This is a genomic window from Thalassolituus sp. ST750PaO-4, from assembly GCF_020320405.1.
Lineage (GTDB): Bacteria > Pseudomonadota > Gammaproteobacteria > Pseudomonadales > Oceanobacteraceae > Venatoribacter > Venatoribacter alkanivorans.
In genome coordinates, this window is record NZ_JABVCB010000008.1 from 236912 (window position 1) to 254358 (window position 17447).

At 54.5% G+C, this 17447-nt stretch carries 11 protein-coding genes; 8 read left to right on the forward strand and 3 right to left on the reverse strand.

Annotation, left to right across the window (positions count from 1 at the left end; genetic code table 11):
- The first annotated feature begins 354 nt into the window (after nucleotides 1-354).
- Nucleotides 355-4197: a DUF6701 domain-containing protein gene (locus HUF18_RS10520; RefSeq protein ID WP_225692164.1), complete on the forward strand. Its 3843-nt coding sequence runs from the start codon at nucleotides 355-357 to the stop codon at nucleotides 4195-4197.
- 20 nt (nucleotides 4198-4217) lie between these two features.
- On the opposite strand, the gene ntrC is transcribed toward HUF18_RS10520, so the two are convergent.
- The 3 genes from ntrC to HUF18_RS10535 form a co-directional block, all read right to left on the reverse strand.
- Entirely contained in the window at nucleotides 4218-5648 is a 1431-nt protein-coding gene (ntrC, locus tag HUF18_RS10525) for a nitrogen regulation protein NR(I) (protein WP_145469798.1), read from the reverse strand.
- 2 nt (nucleotides 5649-5650) lie between these two features.
- Nucleotides 5651-6727 carry a nitrogen regulation protein NR(II) gene (gene glnL, locus HUF18_RS10530; RefSeq protein WP_186435967.1) on the reverse strand — a complete coding sequence of 359 codons (1077 nt, stop codon included), beginning with the start codon at nucleotides 6725-6727 and terminating at the stop codon, nucleotides 5651-5653.
- Between the two features lie 325 nt (nucleotides 6728-7052).
- A complete protein-coding gene (locus HUF18_RS10535; protein WP_225692165.1) occupies nucleotides 7053-7565 on the reverse strand; it encodes a DUF4124 domain-containing protein in 513 nt (170 codons plus the stop codon).
- 104 nt (nucleotides 7566-7669) lie between these two features.
- Here HUF18_RS10535 and HUF18_RS10540 point away from each other — a divergent pair, with 104 nt between their 5' ends.
- The 7 genes from HUF18_RS10540 (at nucleotide 7670) to HUF18_RS10575 (ending at nucleotide 17432) form a co-directional block, all read left to right on the forward strand.
- Nucleotides 7670-9640: a methyl-accepting chemotaxis protein gene (locus HUF18_RS10540; protein WP_225692166.1), complete on the forward strand. Its 1971-nt coding sequence runs from the start codon at nucleotides 7670-7672 to the stop codon at nucleotides 9638-9640.
- A 75-nt stretch (nucleotides 9641-9715) separates the two neighbouring features.
- Nucleotides 9716-10150, forward strand: coding sequence for a D-aminoacyl-tRNA deacylase (gene dtd, locus HUF18_RS10545; protein ID WP_225692167.1), 435 nt, complete (start codon nucleotides 9716-9718; stop codon nucleotides 10148-10150).
- Between the two features lie 208 nt (nucleotides 10151-10358).
- Complete coding sequence (locus HUF18_RS10550; protein WP_145469794.1) at nucleotides 10359-10733, forward strand: SirB2 family protein; 375 nt, start codon at nucleotides 10359-10361, stop codon at nucleotides 10731-10733.
- 18 nt (nucleotides 10734-10751) lie between these two features.
- The gene (locus HUF18_RS10555) at nucleotides 10752-11231 is read left to right on the forward strand and encodes a hypothetical protein (protein ID WP_225692168.1); all 480 of its coding nucleotides are present in this window, start codon (nucleotides 10752-10754) and stop codon (nucleotides 11229-11231) included.
- A gap of 86 nt (nucleotides 11232-11317) precedes the next feature.
- Entirely contained in the window at nucleotides 11318-12721 is a 1404-nt protein-coding gene (locus HUF18_RS10560; RefSeq protein ID WP_225692169.1) for a TolC family protein, read from the forward strand.
- A 6-nt stretch (nucleotides 12722-12727) separates the two neighbouring features.
- Entirely contained in the window at nucleotides 12728-14305 is a 1578-nt protein-coding gene (locus HUF18_RS19710; protein ID WP_274704265.1) for an efflux RND transporter periplasmic adaptor subunit, read from the forward strand.
- Complete coding sequence (locus HUF18_RS10575; protein WP_225692170.1) at nucleotides 14286-17432, forward strand: efflux RND transporter permease subunit; 3147 nt, start codon at nucleotides 14286-14288, stop codon at nucleotides 17430-17432. Before HUF18_RS19710 ends, HUF18_RS10575 begins: the two co-directional genes overlap by 20 nt.
- Nucleotides 17433-17447: the final 15 nt, after the last annotated feature.

The following is a 17447-nucleotide window of genomic DNA, read 5'->3' on the forward strand; positions in this document are numbered from 1 at the left end:
GCTGGCATTGGTTATCGCTGCTATGGCGCAATTACAGCAAAGCAGCAGTGAGGGCAGCAGCCTGCAGTTACAGTCGCAGCGTGCGTTTTATGCGGCAGAATCCGGGTTACAGCTCAGCCTTAATTTACTTCTGCCTCCGGATGGGAGTGCAGGCAGAAGCTGTGCATCAGTACCGTTCTATGCTCATGATTTTTCTTCAACGAATTCTTTGTACGGATTGAGCAGCTGCAATGTTCGTGTTGTATGCCAGCCGGTTACGGTTGACAGTGAGGTATATTTTACGCTGACCTCGACGGGAACCTGTGGCAGTGGCACTGACAGCGCACAACGTACCACTGAAGTGAGAGTGAAATAATGCAGATTATTTTACGGCTGTTTTTTTTACTGTGCAGTGCCGGGGTTTATGCTGCTCCCGGCGATGTTATTTTCAGTGATGATTTTGAACGTACCACTTTGGGTGGCAATTGGGCTGCCAGCAGCGGCACGAATACCGGCATCAGTAATGCAACAGCAAACTCACCTTCCCGCAGTTTATTCCTGCGTTGGGATACGGTAACGGTCGATACGCTGGCGTTTGATTTGGCGGGTAAAGCCGGTGCTACGTTATCCTTCTGGTGGCGGCGTGGCGATGACAGTTTCAGTGAAGACCCTGACAGCAATGAAGATCTGACAGTGCAGATTTTATTAAATAATACTAACTGGGTAGAGCTGGAGCGCTTTGACGGTAGTGGTACGCCCGGAGAATCAGGGCTGGCTGAATACGAATTACCCGAAGCGGCTATGTATACCGGTTTACGCGTCCGCTTTCAGCTTGACCGGGGAAATGGTCCGGATAACGACTATTGGCATATCGATGACGTTAAACTGACGGAGACTGCAGGTTATTGTGGCGGCAGTAATATTATTTTCTGCGACGATTTTGAGCGCAATTTTCTTGGTAGTGACTGGAGTGTGACGACGTCTTCTGGTGGTGATACCGGAATTTCTTCTGCGACAGCCAGTAGTCCGACGCGCTCACTCTATACCAGCAGTGGTGTGGTCAATGTACAGCTAAAAACCCTCGATTTAAGTGTGTACAGTGGCGTTACTCTTGAGTACTGGTGGCGGCGGGGAGCTGATTCTTTCAGCGAAGACCCTGATATCGGCGAGGATCTGGTTGCAGAATTCCGTACCGGTTCCGGAGGTTGGACGCCACTGGAGACTATTAGCGGAAATGGTACCGCGGGTGCGAGCGGTAACAGTATTTTTGCTCTCCCTTCCGGGGCACTGAGCAGTAATTTTCAGTTCCGTTTTCGCCAGACCGGCGGCAACAGCGGAGGAAATGATTACTTCCATCTGGATGACCTGCGTATCACCTCAGACAGTGCTGCTTTAACCTGTTTTAATGATGATTTTGATCGCACCGGCAATGGCAGCGACTGGATCACATCAGCGGTGGCCGGTGGTTTTACACCCTCATTAGTGAATAACCGTCTGCGTCTGACGCAGGATGTTACCTACCAATCCACAGCATCGACATTACAGCGTTTATTTCCGGCGGCAGATAATATAGTGGTGATTGAATTCACCCATTACGCCTGGTCAACTTCCTTTTTTGGTACCGGTGCTGACGGTATTTCGGTGGTCTTCTCCGATGCCACCATTACCCCGCAGTCCGGTAGTTTTGGTGGTTCTTTGGGGTATGCCCAGCGGGATAATGGTGACCCCGGTTTTGCCGGTGGCTGGCTGGGGATTGGTCTGGATGAGTACGGAAACTTTTCCAATCCGACCGAAGGCCGGATTGGGGGGCCGGGTGCCAGACCAGACAGCGTAACCATTCGTGGTTCGGGCAGTGGCAGCAGTGGCTATCGTTATCTGACCGGCACCAGCAGCTTATCTCCGGGAGTGGATCAACGGCCAACATCCTCAGCTGGTGGCCCGGCTCACCGTTATCGTTTTGTTATTGATTCCCGTATCGCCGGGCAGTCCATCGTCAGTGTCGAGCGCGACAGTGGCGCTGGTTTTGTACCCCTGGTCGCGCCGGTTAATGTTGCGAACCTGAATGGCCAGGCGACGATTCCACAGAATTTATTACTCTCATTTACAGGATCAACCGGAGCCTCCAGTAATTATCACGAAATAGATCTGCTAAGGGTGTGTGCCAATACCATTAATCCGATTGGCCCCATCGTTCATCATTTTGAAATGAGCTACGCCAGCAGTGCACTGACCTGTTCTCCACAGGAAGTAGAGATTAAAGCCTGCGCCAATGCCAGCTGTTCCAGTTTATATACCGATCCGGTGACCGTTACACTTGGCCCTTCCGGTTGGGAAGGGGGCGATGTACAAACCTTCAGTGGTGGTTCTGCCACGCTTTCTTTACGCCAGAATACGGCGGCAACGGTTAATCTTCAGGTGTTGTCATCGGTACCGGTATCGCAGGCGTTTACGTCTAATCTTTGCTCGCGTGACGGCGGGGCATTATCGACCAACTGCAGTATGACCTTTGCAGACTCTGGTTTTGTGCTGGATATTCCGGATTTTCCTGCAGGGCTTGGCGCCAGTGATGTATTGCTGAAAGCCGTTAAAAAAGACGATGTAACCAGAGCCTGTGTGCCAGGATTTGCCAGTGTCAGTCGCGACATCGCTTTCAGCTCACAATATATTGACCCTGATAATACTTCCCGTGTTGTGTCCTGGCCGGTCAGTGTTAACGGAAATAATATCGCCGATATTTCTGTACCAGCAGTAACCTTAACATTGAGTTTTGATGCCAATGGACAGACTCCGCTGACGATTAACTATGCCGATGCCGGGCTGATGCAGCTGAACGTGCAATACAGCGGAACGGGTACGGAAAACGGATTAACCATGAGCGGAAACGACCGTTTTGTCAGTTACCCGGCGGGCTTCTGTATTCAGGCAGATGACAATAATGGCAACAATGGTGAATGTGGTCTTCCTGTCTATAGTGACTGTGATGCCTTCGTCAAAGCCGGAGATAATTTTAATCTGAATATTTCCGCCGTCGGCTGGCAGACGGCTAGTGATTCTGATTTTTGTAACAATACACCAACCCCAAGCTTTGCAATGAATAATATGACTCTGAGTACGGAGTTGGTTGCCCCTTCGGCAGGCGTTAATGCTGTATTAAATCCGGCACAATATAATCACAGTGCCGCCACGGATAATAAAAACATTCTGGCAGCGAATGTATCAGAAGTCGGTGTATTTAATATCCGCTTAACACCGGGCAGTAATTATCATGGCGTAACATTACCAGCGGCGGTCAGTACTCCGACCGGACGTTTTTATCCACATCATTTTAACGTCACAGAACTGGTCGCCGGACAGTTGCAGCCCTATTGCAGTACGGCTTCTGGTTTTGCTTACAGCGGTCAGGATATTCACTGGGATCTTGCCCCTGTGCTGGAAATTCAGGCCCGGAATGCGCTGAATAATCTGACGCAGAACTATACCCAGACTGGGTTTATGAAGTTACCGCCGAACCCGGCCATATTTTCTCTGCCGGCCACAGACAGCAGCGCGTTGGCCAATGATGGTTTGCCTGTTTCGCTGTCAGCGGTGATTAATGCCGGAAACCTGACTACCGCTTCGGCAGGTATTCTGAATTATACCCTTGATGTGCTGAATGATACCTTTACCTACAGTAAAGAACTAAGAGCAAAAGTGTCCCCTTTTCAACCGAAGCCGATTTTAACCTTGAGCGATTTTAAAGATACGGATGAGGTTAATATGGCAGGCTCGTTAACGCTTAATATTTCTTCTGGTTTTGAGCTGCGTTACGGGCGTTTATGGCTGGAAGACAGCTACGGCCCGGAAACGCAAACTCTGCGGATACCGGCACGGGCAGAATATTTTTCTGGCGGACGCTTTGTGCAGAACAGCGATGACAGCTGCTGGAGTTACGACAGCAGCGTTGATGCCAGTGTCTTGCCGTCAACGCTGACCAGTGTGCTGGGTAATAGTCGTACGTTAATCAGTGGCCGTAATACGGATGCGGTGTTACTGCAGGCACCGGTTTTACACGCCGGTACACCGGATACCGGCACGGCAACGGTTGGCTTTAATGTGCCTGTATGGCTGCAGGATGATTTTGATAATAATGGTTCGCTGGATGATCCGCAGGCGACGGCCACCTTTGGTATTTACCGTGGTCATGACCGGGTGATTTACTGGCGCGAAGTCAGGCCCTGAGGCCTGACTGCAAAGCGACGTTATTCGTCGCTGTCATCGTCATCATCAGAACCGTGGCCATCCATATTCAGTTCTTTGATTTTACGGGTCAGCGTATTACGTCCCCAGCCCAGCAGGTTGGCGGCATCACGACGGCGTCCGGCGGTATGCTTAAGTGCCGTTTCAATCATAATGCGTTCAAACACCGGTACGGCGGTATCCAGCAGATTGGTAACACCGTTGGCCAGTTGCTGATCTGCCCAGTAGCGTAAAGCCTGTTCCCAGTTGCCGGAGGTATGAATACTGCCTTGCTGTTCCAAAAGCTCCGGAGGCAGATCGCTGATTAATACTTCACGGCCGGACGCCATGACGGTAATCCAGCGGCAGGTATTTTCCAGCTGACGCACGTTACCCGGCCAGTCAAGCGAGCTTAAATAATCTTCGGTTTCACTGCGCAGGGTTTTGGCTTCGACTTCCAGCTCTTCGGCGGCACGCTTTAAAAAGTGTGACAGTAACTTCGGAATATCTTCACGACGATCCGCCAGACGTGGCAGATGAATACGGATAACGTTAAGGCGGTGGAATAAATCCTCACGGAAACGTCCTTCTTTAACCAGGCCTTCAAGGTTCTGGTGAGTTGCGGCAATAATCCGTACATTCACTTTGACCGGCGTGGTGCCACCTACGCGGTAAAATTCACCGTCGGCCAGAACACGCAATAAACGGGTCTGGGTATCGGCCGGCATATCACCGATTTCGTCGAGAAATAAAGTACCGCCATTAGCCTGTTCAAAGCGTCCGCGACGCTGACCGCCGGCACCGGTAAAGGAGCCTTTTTCGTGGCCGAATAATTCTGATTCGATCAGGTCTTTGGGAATAGCCGCCATATTCAGGGCAATAAACGGCTGCGCCGAACGTGGGCTGTGTTTATGCAGGGCATGGGCAACCAGTTCTTTACCGGTACCGGATTCACCGTTAATTAATACGGTAATATTGGATTGCGACAGGCGGCCAATGGCACGGAAAACTTCCTGCATGGCCGGCGCTTCGCCAATAATTTCATGCTCTTCGGTTTCTTCTTCGCTTTGCGGCGCATTGGCATTTAATTCAGCGAAGTGTGCAATCGCACGATGAATCAGGCTGACTGCTTCATCCACATCGAATGGCTTGGGTAAGTATTCAAACGCACCCTGCTGATAGGACGATACCGCGCTTTCCAGGTCGGAATGAGCGGTCATAATAATCACCGGTAAATCCGGGTGAGCTTCATGAGCATGACGTAATAACGCCAGACCATCCATGCCGGGCATCCGGATATCGGAAATAATGGCATCCGGATGTTCTCGCTTTAACGCTGCCAGTGCCGGCTCCGCCTGTTCAAAGACGCGGGTGGTGATATTGGCCTGTTCCAGAGCTTTTTCCAGAACCCAGCGGATTGATTTGTCGTCGTCGATAATCCAGACAGTGCTCATAGTTATTCCAGAGGTAAATAAATAGAGAAGACGGTTTTACTGGCATCACTGACAAACTCAATGATGCCGTTCTTCTGATTGATAATGGATTGCGAAATCGATAATCCCAGGCCGGTGCCGTCGGCGCGGCCGCTGACCATCGGGTAGAAAAGATTTTCGCGTAATTCTTCGGGAATGCCCGGGCCGTTGTCGCTGATATCGATCTGTGCGACCAGACGGTGACGATGATGGCCAATGGTAAACTGGCGCACGGTGCGGGTGCGTAAACTCAGTTGTGGCTGTGCCAGTGGCGGCTGTGCTTCGAGCATTGCCTGCATGGCGTTGCGGCAGATATTCAGCAGGGCCTGAATCAGCTGACCTTTGTCGGCCTCAAGCTCCGGAATGGATGGATCATAATCGCGCTCAATATTGATGCGGCCGGCCGATTCAACATCGATCAGCTGGCAGACACGTTCCAGCACTTCGTGAATATTAACCTGTTCCTGTTTCGGAATCTGACGCGGGCCGAGCAGACGGTCGACCAGATCACGCAGGCGGTCGGCTTCTTCGATAATGATGTTGGTGTATTCCTTCAGCTCGGCCGAAGGTAATTCACGCTCCAGCAGTTGCGCGGCACCGCGGATACCACCGAGAGGGTTCTTAATTTCGTGGGCCAGCCCGCGTACCAGCGAGCGGGTGGTTTCCTGTTTGGCGATCAGCTGCTCTTCGCGGCTGATGCGCATCAGCCGGTCACGCCCCTGCAGTTCGATCAGCAGCGAAGGCAGGCGGCTTTCCGGATGGGATACCGGGCTGACACTGTAATCCAGCGTCATCTGTTGCTGATTGTGCAGCTGGATAGTGGCTTCACGTTTGGTATAGGAGTGGCCGGTAATAATCGCCTGCTCCAGCGCGCTGGTCGCTTCTTCAGATTCGATGGCCAGTTCAAAAAAGGGCACGCCCAGACAGCGCTTGCCACTCATTTCCAGCAGGGCTTCGGCTGCGGGGTTCATATAAAGAACGGTCAGATCGGCGTCCAGCAGCAGAACACCGGTATTCAGGTGTTCCAGTAAGCGTTGATTGATGATCGGGCTGGCCAGCATGCTTGTCTCCGTTTGCTGCCTGTAAAAACGCCGCGTGAGGCGTGGGTCAGACCGCACCACCAGTACTTATCCAGAGGGCAGTCGTGGCCATCTGTCAGGCCGCTAAAACATTGTGCAACTGGCTTTCAGCAAAAACTGAGCCATATATCAGAGGTCATGGGAGGGATGCACAATATTAGCGCCGGGGTAGGCGATTCATGTTGCTAAGTCGAACATGAACGAACATACAGGAGAATTAAGCGCACAAAAACAGTGCTTCGCAGTATTTTTGTGCTCGAATTTGGTGCTTTGGTTTTAAGGCCAGTGCAGGCCGCGTTAACAGGCCTTAGCGGCCTGAACGGTTCAGAACCGAAGCGCGCTGAACATAAATGGTCACCAGGTTACTGCTGATAATGGTGTTGCCGGCTTTGTCACGCACGACCAGTTGCAGGCCATGCTCGCCACGGCTGAGGTTGGTGAGCTGGAAGGATGTCTGGCGTCCCTGACGTAACACTTCGCCGTTATCCAGCAGATAAAGTGTGTCGGCCTCGCGCAGGCCGGGACTGAGTACGCCGGACACCTCAACATTACCGGCGAAACCGGTCGGAATATCCTGACCATTGCTTGGGGTGATAATACTCAGACTGGTGTAGTTAAAGCTGGGTTCGTTCACCTTGGCCGGCTGGTGTGCACTGGGGGGAGGCACATAGGCGGGGATGGACGGCAGCTCTTTAACCGCATGTTTTTCGGAGTTCTGTCCCGGCTTATCACTGAAGATGACGTTACCGTTAGCGTCGCGGCTGATGTACACCTCGGTCGCCAGACTGGTGCAGGCTGTTAATAAAAGAATGAGTGACATCAGTGTCTTCTTTGTCATGGTAATCCTGCTGTGCTGAGGGCGGTTATCCGGAAGAGTCAGGAATTCTCACTAGACTGAAAATAATCACCTTCCGGGCGTATTCTATGTTAATTCGTAAACAACTCTGGCTGGCCGGTGCATCTTTGCTGCTGGGCGCTGTTCTCTGTATCTACCTTCTTACCCACTATCTTGCCGAGCCACGTTTGTATCAGCAAGCGCAGGATAGTGCGCAGCTGCGGGTCGAGGGCATTGCTGCCGAAATCCATGGCGTACTGCAGGCCACAGCATCACTGACGCGCAGTATGGCGGCACTGGGTGCAACACTGCCATTGGATGAGACAACATTTATTACTCATTTACGCGATCTGGTGGACGAATTTGGTAATGGTGCCATTGCCGGTGGCGGTATCTGGCCAGAGCCGCAACGTCTGGACCCGGCGCGGGAGCGTGCGTCGCTGTTCTGGGCGCGTGACAGTCAGGGTCGTCTGCAACTGCTGAACGATTATAACGATCCGGCGGGGTCGGGTTATCACAACGAGGGCTGGTACAGCATCGGGCGCACGCTGGCGCCGGGGCAGTGTGCCTGGTCGGAAGCCTATGCCGATCCGGTATCCGGCACGCCAATGGTCACCTGTACCGTGTCTATTCGTCGTCAGGGAGAATTCTGGGGTGTTGCCACTATCGATCTGATGCTCAGCGGTCTGGGCAAATTACTGCAGGGGCATCGCGAAATTGCTCAGGCTTATCCCTTCGTGGTTGATCAGACCGGTACCGTGGTCGCTGCACCGGGTCTGCGCACGCAGTCTCTGGATATGAAAACACTGGATGAACTGGCCTCCAAAGACCGCAGTCTGGCACCGCTGAAAACACTGCTGAGTGCCGGCCGCAGTGGCGTTGCTGTACCTGCCGGCGTGGTGCCGGACGACGAGGCTTTGCTGGTTCTGAGCAGTCTGGAGGAACAGCATTGGCAGGTGGGCATGCTGTTGCCGCAGAGCGTTGCTCTGCAGACCATGAGTGCACTGTCGCTGATGCTGTATTCCAGTCTGGTTCCGCTGATTCTGCTGTTTGTGCTGGTGATGATTGTCTTTGGCCGGCAGATTATCGGCTGGCTGGAAGAAACCACGGCGCAGGTCCGCAGTCTGGTTAACGGTCAGATCAGTACCCGTCTTACCGTCAGCCGTGATGACGAAGTCGGGCGCTTACGTCAGGCGGTGAATGATTACGCTGATTATCTGGGCGGCATCCTCCGTAACATCAGCACCGAAGCCGAAGGTATCCGCACAGGTGCCGATGGTCTGAACGGTCTCAGCGATACCCTGACCCGCCGCGCCCATGCCCAGCTGGATGAAAACAACACTCTGGCAACCGCCGTCAGCGAAATGGCTTCCAGCGCCAAAGAGGTGGCCCAGAACACCGCCACCGCCGCGCAGACCGCCAGCGAAGCGCGCACCGTGGTTGATCAGGGGCAGCGGGTGGTCACCGAAAACAGTGAAGCCATTGGCCGGCTGGCCGATGCGCTGAGCAATGCTTCGCAGGTGATTGAGCGTCTGGCCACCGATTCGCAGCAGGTCGGAGCCGTACTGGCGGTGATTAAGGCGATTTCTGAACAGACCAACCTGCTGGCGCTGAACGCTGCTATTGAGGCGGCCCGGGCCGGCGAGCAGGGGCGCGGTTTTGCCGTGGTGGCCGATGAGGTACGTACTCTGGCCGGTAAAACCCAGGCCTCCGCCAGCGAGATCGAACAGATGATCACCCAGCTGCAGCAGGCCGCAGGCTCTGGTGTGCAGGTGATTGAAAACAGCCGTGAACTGTCACGTCAGTCAATCGAACGGGCACAGGAAGCGCGCGACAGCTTTGCCGATATTGTCAGCGCTTTCAGTAATATTGAGGGCCGCACGGCGACCATTGCCACTGCCGTGGATGAACAGACGCGGGTTGCGCAGGAAATTCATCAGCTGGCCGAGCGTATCCGCAATTTGTCGGAGCAGAATGCACAGGATGCCAGCCATCTGAATGATATGAGCCGTGATTACACCGCCGTGGCGCAGCGTCTGCACGCCATCAGCCGTCACTGACGCCAGTGCGTGCAGGTTTGCGCGCGCAGACTGAGCGGTTATTCTCTGCGCCTTTGTTTGCAGGGCAGGGTTTGTATGATCGGATTGATTCAGCGCGTCAGCAACGCCAGCGTGGTGGTGGATGGCGAAACCACTGGTGCCATCGGTGAAGGCATTCTGTTATTGCTTGGTGTACAGCGTGACGACAGCAGCGCCAGTGCCGATAAGCTGCTGAATAAAGTACTGAACTACCGTATTTTTGCCGACGAGCAGGGGCGTATGAACCGCAGCCTGCTTGATTGTGGTTATGAATTGCTGGTGGTGTCGCAGTTCACGTTAGCGGCTGATACCGGCAAAGGCACCCGCCCTGGTTTTTCCCGCGCCGCAGCGCCGGAGCTGGCTGAAGAGTTATACCGCTATTTTCTGCAGCAGGCCGCGTTACAGGTAACCACCGCCAGCGGCCGCTTTGGCGCCGATATGAAAGTGTCCCTCACGAATGATGGCCCGGTAACCTTCTGGCTTGAGGTCTAGGGCCTGTTTAATTAGTGTCTAGCAGCCTGCTAGACGCGCGCGATTTCTGCTTGCTCTGTGTTTCCCATCGGGCCATATCGGTTCTGTCTTTGGCTGTGCGGGTGAATCGTCGGACACTTCTTGCTATGCTCGCCGCCACTTTTTTATCAGACCGCTGCCAGCCTCTGCCGATTCCGGGCAGGTAACGGCTGCGATAACGGAGATTGCCGTGGATTACTCTGTACTGAAACACTCGCACGCAGGCCTGGCCTATTTAACCGTCCTGCTGTTTGCCGGCCGCTTTATGCTGTTTTATTTCGCGCCGGTATGGCGCCGGAACAAACTGCTGAAAATACTGCCTCATGTGCTCGATACCCTGCTGCTGGTGTTTGCCATTATGCTGTGTATCCGCATTGCTCAGTACCCGCTGACTGATGCCTGGCTGACCGGTAAAGTGATTGGTCTGCTGCTGTACATCGGTTTTGGCACCGCCGCGATCAAGCGCGCCAGCCGCAGTGCATTTTTTATGGCGTTATTGAGTTATGCCTATGTTCTTGGCGTGGCAAAAACGCATAATGTTGTATCCTGGTTTTCGTATTTCTGATCAATACAGGACAGAAACTTGCTGACACTGAGCCTTTCATCCATTAACCGCCGGCTGCGCGGCCCTCTTCAGGGGCTGCTGGTGCTGTCGTTGGTGTTTGGAGTAGTGCTGAGTGCCAACAGTCAGGCTCTGATGCTCTGGCAAATGGCAGCGCAGAATGAGCTGGTACAGATGACGGCGGGCGGAGACTCTCAGGCGCCGGCAGCAATGCATACCATGCCTGCCTGCCACGATATGATGCTGATGAACGATATGAGCGGCGACGCTCAGCACGTCTCAGACAACAGCAGTATGCACACCGGTACGCATAGTAGCGCCACAATGGCCGACTGTGATGCATCCTGCCCCTGCTGTGCCGGTGCCTGTTCTTCTTTTGCTATGACGCTGGATATGCCGCGTGCGATACGCAGCAAACAGCAGAGTTTTTCCCGCTACGACCCACGCCCGGCTGCTGCCGTGGTGCTGGCCCTGCCGCAACGTCCCCCCATTTTCAGCTGAATCATTGCTACAGAACCGCACAGGTATTGGTGGCAACAGCCCCTGATCTTTGTGTCTTTTTGATTTGCTGAAAGTGGAGCATTTCCATGATGTCGTTTTTTACCGGCCGCCACCCCTGTGCGCAGGCCATTGTGTTTGTGCTGCTGTGCTGGCCTGCGCTCAGGGTACTGGCCGCGGAGCCGGGCCTGGGTCTGGGTCTGAGTCTGGAGCAGACGCGCGAGTATGCGCTGCAGTCGGACCCGGCGCTGCGCAGTCAGCGTCAGCTGGAGCAGGCCTATCGCCAGGACAGCGCCGCCAGCCGCTACTGGCCTAATCCGAAAATCGCGCTGAATGCGCAGAATCTTCCTACCGACTCTTGGTCGTTTGAGCAGGAACCCATGACCCAGATCCAGCTGGGTATCAGCCAGATGCTGCCGCGTGGTGACAGCCTTGATCTGCAGGCGCAGAAGCAAAGTCTGATGGCCGGCCTCAGCCGTGAAAATCAGGCGCTGCGTGCGCGTGAGTTACGTCGTGAAGTATCACTGTTATGGCTGGAAGCTGCCCGTGCTCAGGCGGCCGAAAAGCTGACCGCCGAACACCTGCAGCACCTGCAACAGCAGGCCGCCGTACTGAACCGCCGTTACCGTAACGCCAGCGGGCTGAATGCTGACAGCGGGCCACAGCAACAGGATTTGCTGCGCGTTGAGCTGGAAACCCAGCGTATCCGTGAGCGCCTGCTGAATTTGCAGCAACAGTATCAGGCTGCGCGTCAGCGTCTGAATGAATGGCTGCCGCCGGGTGAGGCGATGACGGCTCTGGCGCTGGAAGATGCTCCCCGCTTTGAGCCCGCAGCAGAGCTGGTAAATGCAATGCCTGACGATCAGGCGTTAGCCGCCGTGCTGATGCAGCACCCGCTGTGGGCCCAGACTGAAAACCGCGTCGCCAGCGCCGCCGCTGATATCGAGCTGGCGCGTCAGGAAGACAAAGCGCAGTGGGGCATTCAGGCCAGCTACGGCTATCGCGGCGATGATGCGATGGGTAACGACCGTGCGGATTTTGTTTCCGTTGGTGTCAGCGTCGACCTGCCGTTGTTTAACGGCGAACGCAACGAGCGCAAGGTGGCCGCCAGTGTACGCCGCCGCGAAGCCGAACAAACCCGGCAGCAGCTGTTGTTACGCCAGCTGCTCAGCGCAGTACGCAACGAATGGGCTCAGTATCAGCTGCAGCGCCAGCGGCTGGAATTTTACGATCAGACTCTGTTGCCGCAGATCAGCCGCCAGCTACAGGCGGTAAAGAACAGCTACGGCCAGGACAGAGATGACTTTAACGATGTGATCCGTGCGGTGATGGAGCGCCTCAACGGCGATATCGAACGCCTTAACCTTTTGCGTGAACTGCACAAAACCGCAATCCGCCTTGAATTTTATGCCCCCGGATTTTCTGCACCGTCGCCTGCCGCCTCTGCTGCGCAGCCAGGCATGACATCCGGCCACGGTACTGAACAGGAATAAAACGATATGACAATGAAACAACAATGGCCGTTATTACTGGCTCTGGCAGTAGGTACCGGTCTCGGCGCCGGCCTGATGTCGGTACAGCAACCACAAACAGAAGCGGCAGAAACACAGGCCAGTGCTGAACCGCAGCCACTTTACTGGGTTGCGCCGATGGACCCTAACTATCGCCGCCCTGAACCCGGCCTGTCGCCGATGGGGATGGAGCTGGTGCCGGTCTACGCCGATGACAACAGCGGTGCCGAAGACGCGCCGGGCACCATCCGCATCAGTCCTGCGGTAGAACAGAACCTGGGCGTACAGAGCGCTGCAGCAGAGCGGGTGCCGCTGGTGCAGCAGGCGCTGGCACTGGCGGAAATTCAGGTGAATCCGCAATACGAACAGCAGATCCAGGTGCGCAGCGAAGGCTGGATCAGCCGCCAGCAGGTGTTTGCCGTGGGCGAGCGTGTCAGCGCCGGACAGACGCTGTTTGAGTTTTACAGCCCGCGCATTATCAGCGCACAGGAAGAACTTTTGGGCGCACTGGAAGCCCGTCAGCCAGCGCTGATCCGCGCGGCGGAGAGCCGTCTGTTAGCACTGGGTGTGGATGCCGGCTGGCTGCAGCAGCTGCGCCGCGATCGCAAGGTGCGCCAGCAGGTGGCGATCGTGGCGCCGCAGGATGGTGTGATTACCCAGCTGAATCTGATGCCGGGAGCACGGGTAATGCCGGAGCAGGCGTTATTACGGATCGCGGATCTAAGCCGCCTGTGGGTGGACGTGCGTTTGCCGGGGTCGCTGGCCGGCTGGCTCAGCGCTGGTGATCGGGTTGTGCTGCAACGGCGTGACGGGGTGTCGGCCGAGCTTATGGCCGACAGTGTGTATCCACTGCTGAACAGCGAGCTGCGCAGCCAGACGGTACGCCTGCAGCTGGATAACCAGAGCGGTAACTGGCGCCCGGGTGATTTTGCCCAGGCACAACTGCAGAAACAGAGTGAACCGGTACTGCAGGTGCCGCGTAATGCCCTGATTGATGATGGCGTACAGCCACGGGTTGTGCTGGCTTTGGGTGATGGCCGCTTCCGTTCTCAGGCGGTTATGGTTGGCCGCAGCGGACAGGATAACGTCGAAATTCTGCGTGGCCTGAAAGAAGGCCAGCAGGTGGTGACCAGTGCGCAGTTTATGCTGGATTCGGAATCGGCCATCGGTGCCGACCTGAGCCGTTTTGACGATGAAGTGGATCACTCGCAGATGGATCATTCGCAGATGGATCATTCACAGATGGATCACTCGAATATGGATCATTCGCAGATGGATCATTCACAGATGGATCATTCACAGATGGATCATTCACAGATGGATCATTCGAACATGGATCATTCGAATATGGATCACTCGAATATGGATCACTCGAATATGGATCACTCGAATATGGATCACTCGAATATGGATCACTCGAATATGGATCACTCGCAGATGGATCATTCGCAGATGGATCATTCGAACATGGATCATTCGAACATGGATCATTCACAGATGAATCATGAGCAGATGGAAAGCGATAACCAGCCAGCGGAGGTGATGCATGATCACAGCCATCATTGATTGGTCGGTACGCAACCGCCTGCTGGTGCTGCTGCTCAGTCTGATGCTGGTTGGTGGCGGTTTTTACGCCTTATCGCGTACACCGGTGGATGCTATTCCCGATTTATCCGACGTGCAGGTGATTGTTAAAACCAGTTACCCCGGCCAGGCACCGGAGGTTGTGCAGGAGCAGGTAACCTATCCGCTGACCTCGGCATTAATGTCGGTGCCGGGTGCAGAAACCGTGCGCGGCTTTTCCTTTTTCGGCGATTCCTATGTGTACGTTATTTTTAATGACGACACCGATCTGTACTGGGCGCGCTCGCGTGTGCTGGAGTATTTAAGCCAGATTGCGCCCAGCCTGCCGGAAGCGGCACGGCCGCAGTTAGGCCCGGACGCGACCGGTGTCGGCTGGGTATTTATTTATGCTCTGAGCGACCCTACGGGACAGCATTCGCTGGCGGATCTGCGCGCTTATCAGGACTGGTTTTTAAAATTCGAATTACAGAGTCTGCCCGGTGTCGCCGAAATTGCGCCATTAGGCGGCATGGTGAAGCAATACCAGATTCAGCTCGATCCGGTGGCGCTGGCGGCGCATAAAATTCCGCTGTCGCTGGTGGTGAATGCGCTGCAGTTATCGAATCAGGAAAGCGGTGCCTCGGTGATTGAAATGGCCGAAGCGGAAACCATGCTGCGCGCCACCGGCTTTATACGCAGCATTACCGATCTGGAAAATATTCCGCTGGGTATCGACAGTGCTGGCGTGCCGTTATTACTGAAAGATGTTGCCAGCATCAGCACCGGCCCGCAGATGCGTCGCGGTATTGCCGAGCTGAACGGTGATGGCGAAGTGGTTGGCGGTATTGTGGTAATGCGCTTTGGTGAAAATGCCAAGGCGACCATTGCCGGCGTTAAACAGCGTATTGAGCGTTTAAAGAGCTCACTGCCGGCCGGTATCGAAATTACCACGGTGTATGACCGCACCCGGCTGATCGATAATGCTATCGATAATTTATGGCAAAAACTCAGCGAAGAGTTCGTTGTGGTTGCTATTGTCTGTGCGTTGTTTTTATTTCATCTGCGTTCGTCGCTGGTCATCGTACTGAGTTTACCTGTGGGTATTCTGGCCGCCTTTGTACTTATGAAATGGCAGGGAATTAACGCCAATATTATGTCCCTTGGCGGTATCGCCATTGCCATTGGTGCCATGGTCGATGGTGCCATTGTGATGATTGAAAACCTGCACAAACATCTGGAAGCCGAAGAACAAAAGCCACCCGCCGAACGCAGTGAACGCTGGGCACTGATCAGCCGCTCGGCGCAGGAAGTTGGCCCGGCGCTGTTTTTCAGTCTGCTGATTATTACCCTGAGTTTTCTGCCGGTGTTTGCCCTCGAAGCGCAGGAAGGGCGGATGTTTGCCCCGCTGGCCTTTACCAAAACCTATGCCATGGGCGCGGCTGCTATTCTGGCCATTACCCTGGTGCCGGTATTAATGGGCTATTTTGTTCGCGGCCATATTCAGCCGGAAGATAAAAACCCGCTCAACCGTGCTTTGCAGGTGCTGTATCTGCCGCTGTTGCAACGGGTTCTTGCGCGTCCGAAAACACTGCTGGCACTGGTACTGCTGGTGGCGCTTTCCAGCCTGTATCCGCTGACAAAAATCGGCAGCGAATTTATGCCGCCACTGGATGAAGGCGATTTAATGTATATGCCGACTACCTATCCGGGTTTGTCTATCGGTGAAGCGCGGCAGATATTGCAGCAAACCGATAAATTAATCCGCAGTGTTCCGGAAGTGGAAACTGTTATGGGAAAAATCGGCCGTGCGGAAACGGCGACCGACCCGGCACCATTAACCATGATCGAAACCTTTATTCAGCTGAAGCCCAGATATCAGTGGCGTGAGGGGATTACGACCGCCGATATCCGTGCGGAGCTGGAAAATAAAGTACAGTTTCCGGGGCTGAGTAATGCCTGGGTTATGCCGATCAAGACCCGTATTGATATGCTGGCCACCGGTATTAAAACCCCGGTCGGGGTGAAAATAGCGGGGCCGGATCTGCAGCAGATTCAGGCAATAGGTCAGCAGCTTGAAGGCATTATTAAAACAGTACCGGGTACGGTATCAGCCTATGCTGAGCGGGTAGCCGGTGGCCGTTATTTAACCCTGGATATCCGCCGTGAGCAGGCCGCGCGTTATGGTCTGAGTGTGGCGCAGCTGCAACAGATTATTACCACCACCATTGGCGGCAAAAATATTATTGAAACCGTCGAAGGACTGGAGCGTTACGGCGTCAATCTGCGTTATCCACAGGCTTACCGTGATTCACCGGAAGCTTTAAAACAGCTGTTTTTTGTCGCGCCGAATGGCCAGCTGGTGACGCTGGGTGATGTGGTTGATATCCGCAGTGAAGCGGGGCCTGCAGCCATTAAAAGTGAAAATGCGCGCATTAATGGCTGGCTGTTTGTTGATATCGACGGTGTGGATGTTGGCCACTATGTTGATTCTGCCCAGAGCCGGGTACAGCAGGCGCTGGACAGCGGCGAACTGACGCTGCCAGCGGGTTATTCGCTGCGCTGGTCGGGGCAGTATGAATATATGCAGCGTGCGAAAGAAAAACTGCAGTATGTGGTGCCGTTAACCATCGCCATTATTGCTTTGCTGCTGTATCTGAGTTTCAGCCGGCTGACCGAAGTCGCGATGATTTTGCTGACTCTGCCACTGGCACTGGTTGGCAGCCTGTGGCTGATGTGGGCGCTGGGCTTTAATTTTTCTGTGGCTGTCGGTGTAGGCTTTATTGCTCTTGCCGGTGTCGCCGTAGAAATCGGTGTGATTATGCTGGTGTATTTAAATCAGTCATATCAGGCTGCTCTGGCTTTGGCACAGGAGCAGCAGCGCAGGGTTACGGAAAGTGAATTACGTCAGGCGGTTATCAATGGTGCCGGTTTACGTCTGCGCCCGGTAGCGATGACGGTGGCTACTATTGCCGTGGGCTTATTGCCGGTCATGCTGGGAGAGGGCACAGGTTCGGAAATTATGAGCCGTATTGCCGCACCTATGGTGGGTGGTACTGCCAGTGCTCTGTTGCTGACACTGGTGGTGATTCCGGTGTTGTATTTTCTCTGGCGTAAGCGTGAAACCGCATAATTAATCAACGCGATA

Excerpts from the sequence above, each read along its gene's own strand:
- HUF18_RS10520 (WP_225692164.1), top strand. The coding sequence starts at position 355 with ATGCAGATTATTTTACGGCTGTTTTTTTTACTGTGCAGTGCCGGGGTT.
- ntrC (WP_145469798.1), bottom strand. The coding sequence starts at position 5,648 with ATGAGCACTGTCTGGATTATCGACGACGACAAATCAATCCGCTGGGTT.
- glnL (WP_186435967.1), bottom strand. The coding sequence starts at position 6,727 with ATGCTGGCCAGCCCGATCATCAATCAACGCTTACTGGAACACCTGAAT.
- HUF18_RS10535 (WP_225692165.1), bottom strand. The coding sequence starts at position 7,565 with ATGTCACTCATTCTTTTATTAACAGCCTGCACCAGTCTGGCGACCGAG.
- HUF18_RS10540 (WP_225692166.1), top strand. The coding sequence starts at position 7,670 with ATGTTAATTCGTAAACAACTCTGGCTGGCCGGTGCATCTTTGCTGCTG.
- dtd (WP_225692167.1), top strand. The coding sequence starts at position 9,716 with ATGATCGGATTGATTCAGCGCGTCAGCAACGCCAGCGTGGTGGTGGAT.
- HUF18_RS10560 (WP_225692169.1), top strand. The coding sequence starts at position 11,318 with ATGATGTCGTTTTTTACCGGCCGCCACCCCTGTGCGCAGGCCATTGTG.
- HUF18_RS19710 (WP_274704265.1), top strand. The coding sequence starts at position 12,728 with ATGACAATGAAACAACAATGGCCGTTATTACTGGCTCTGGCAGTAGGT.
- HUF18_RS10575 (WP_225692170.1), top strand. The coding sequence starts at position 14,286 with ATGATCACAGCCATCATTGATTGGTCGGTACGCAACCGCCTGCTGGTG.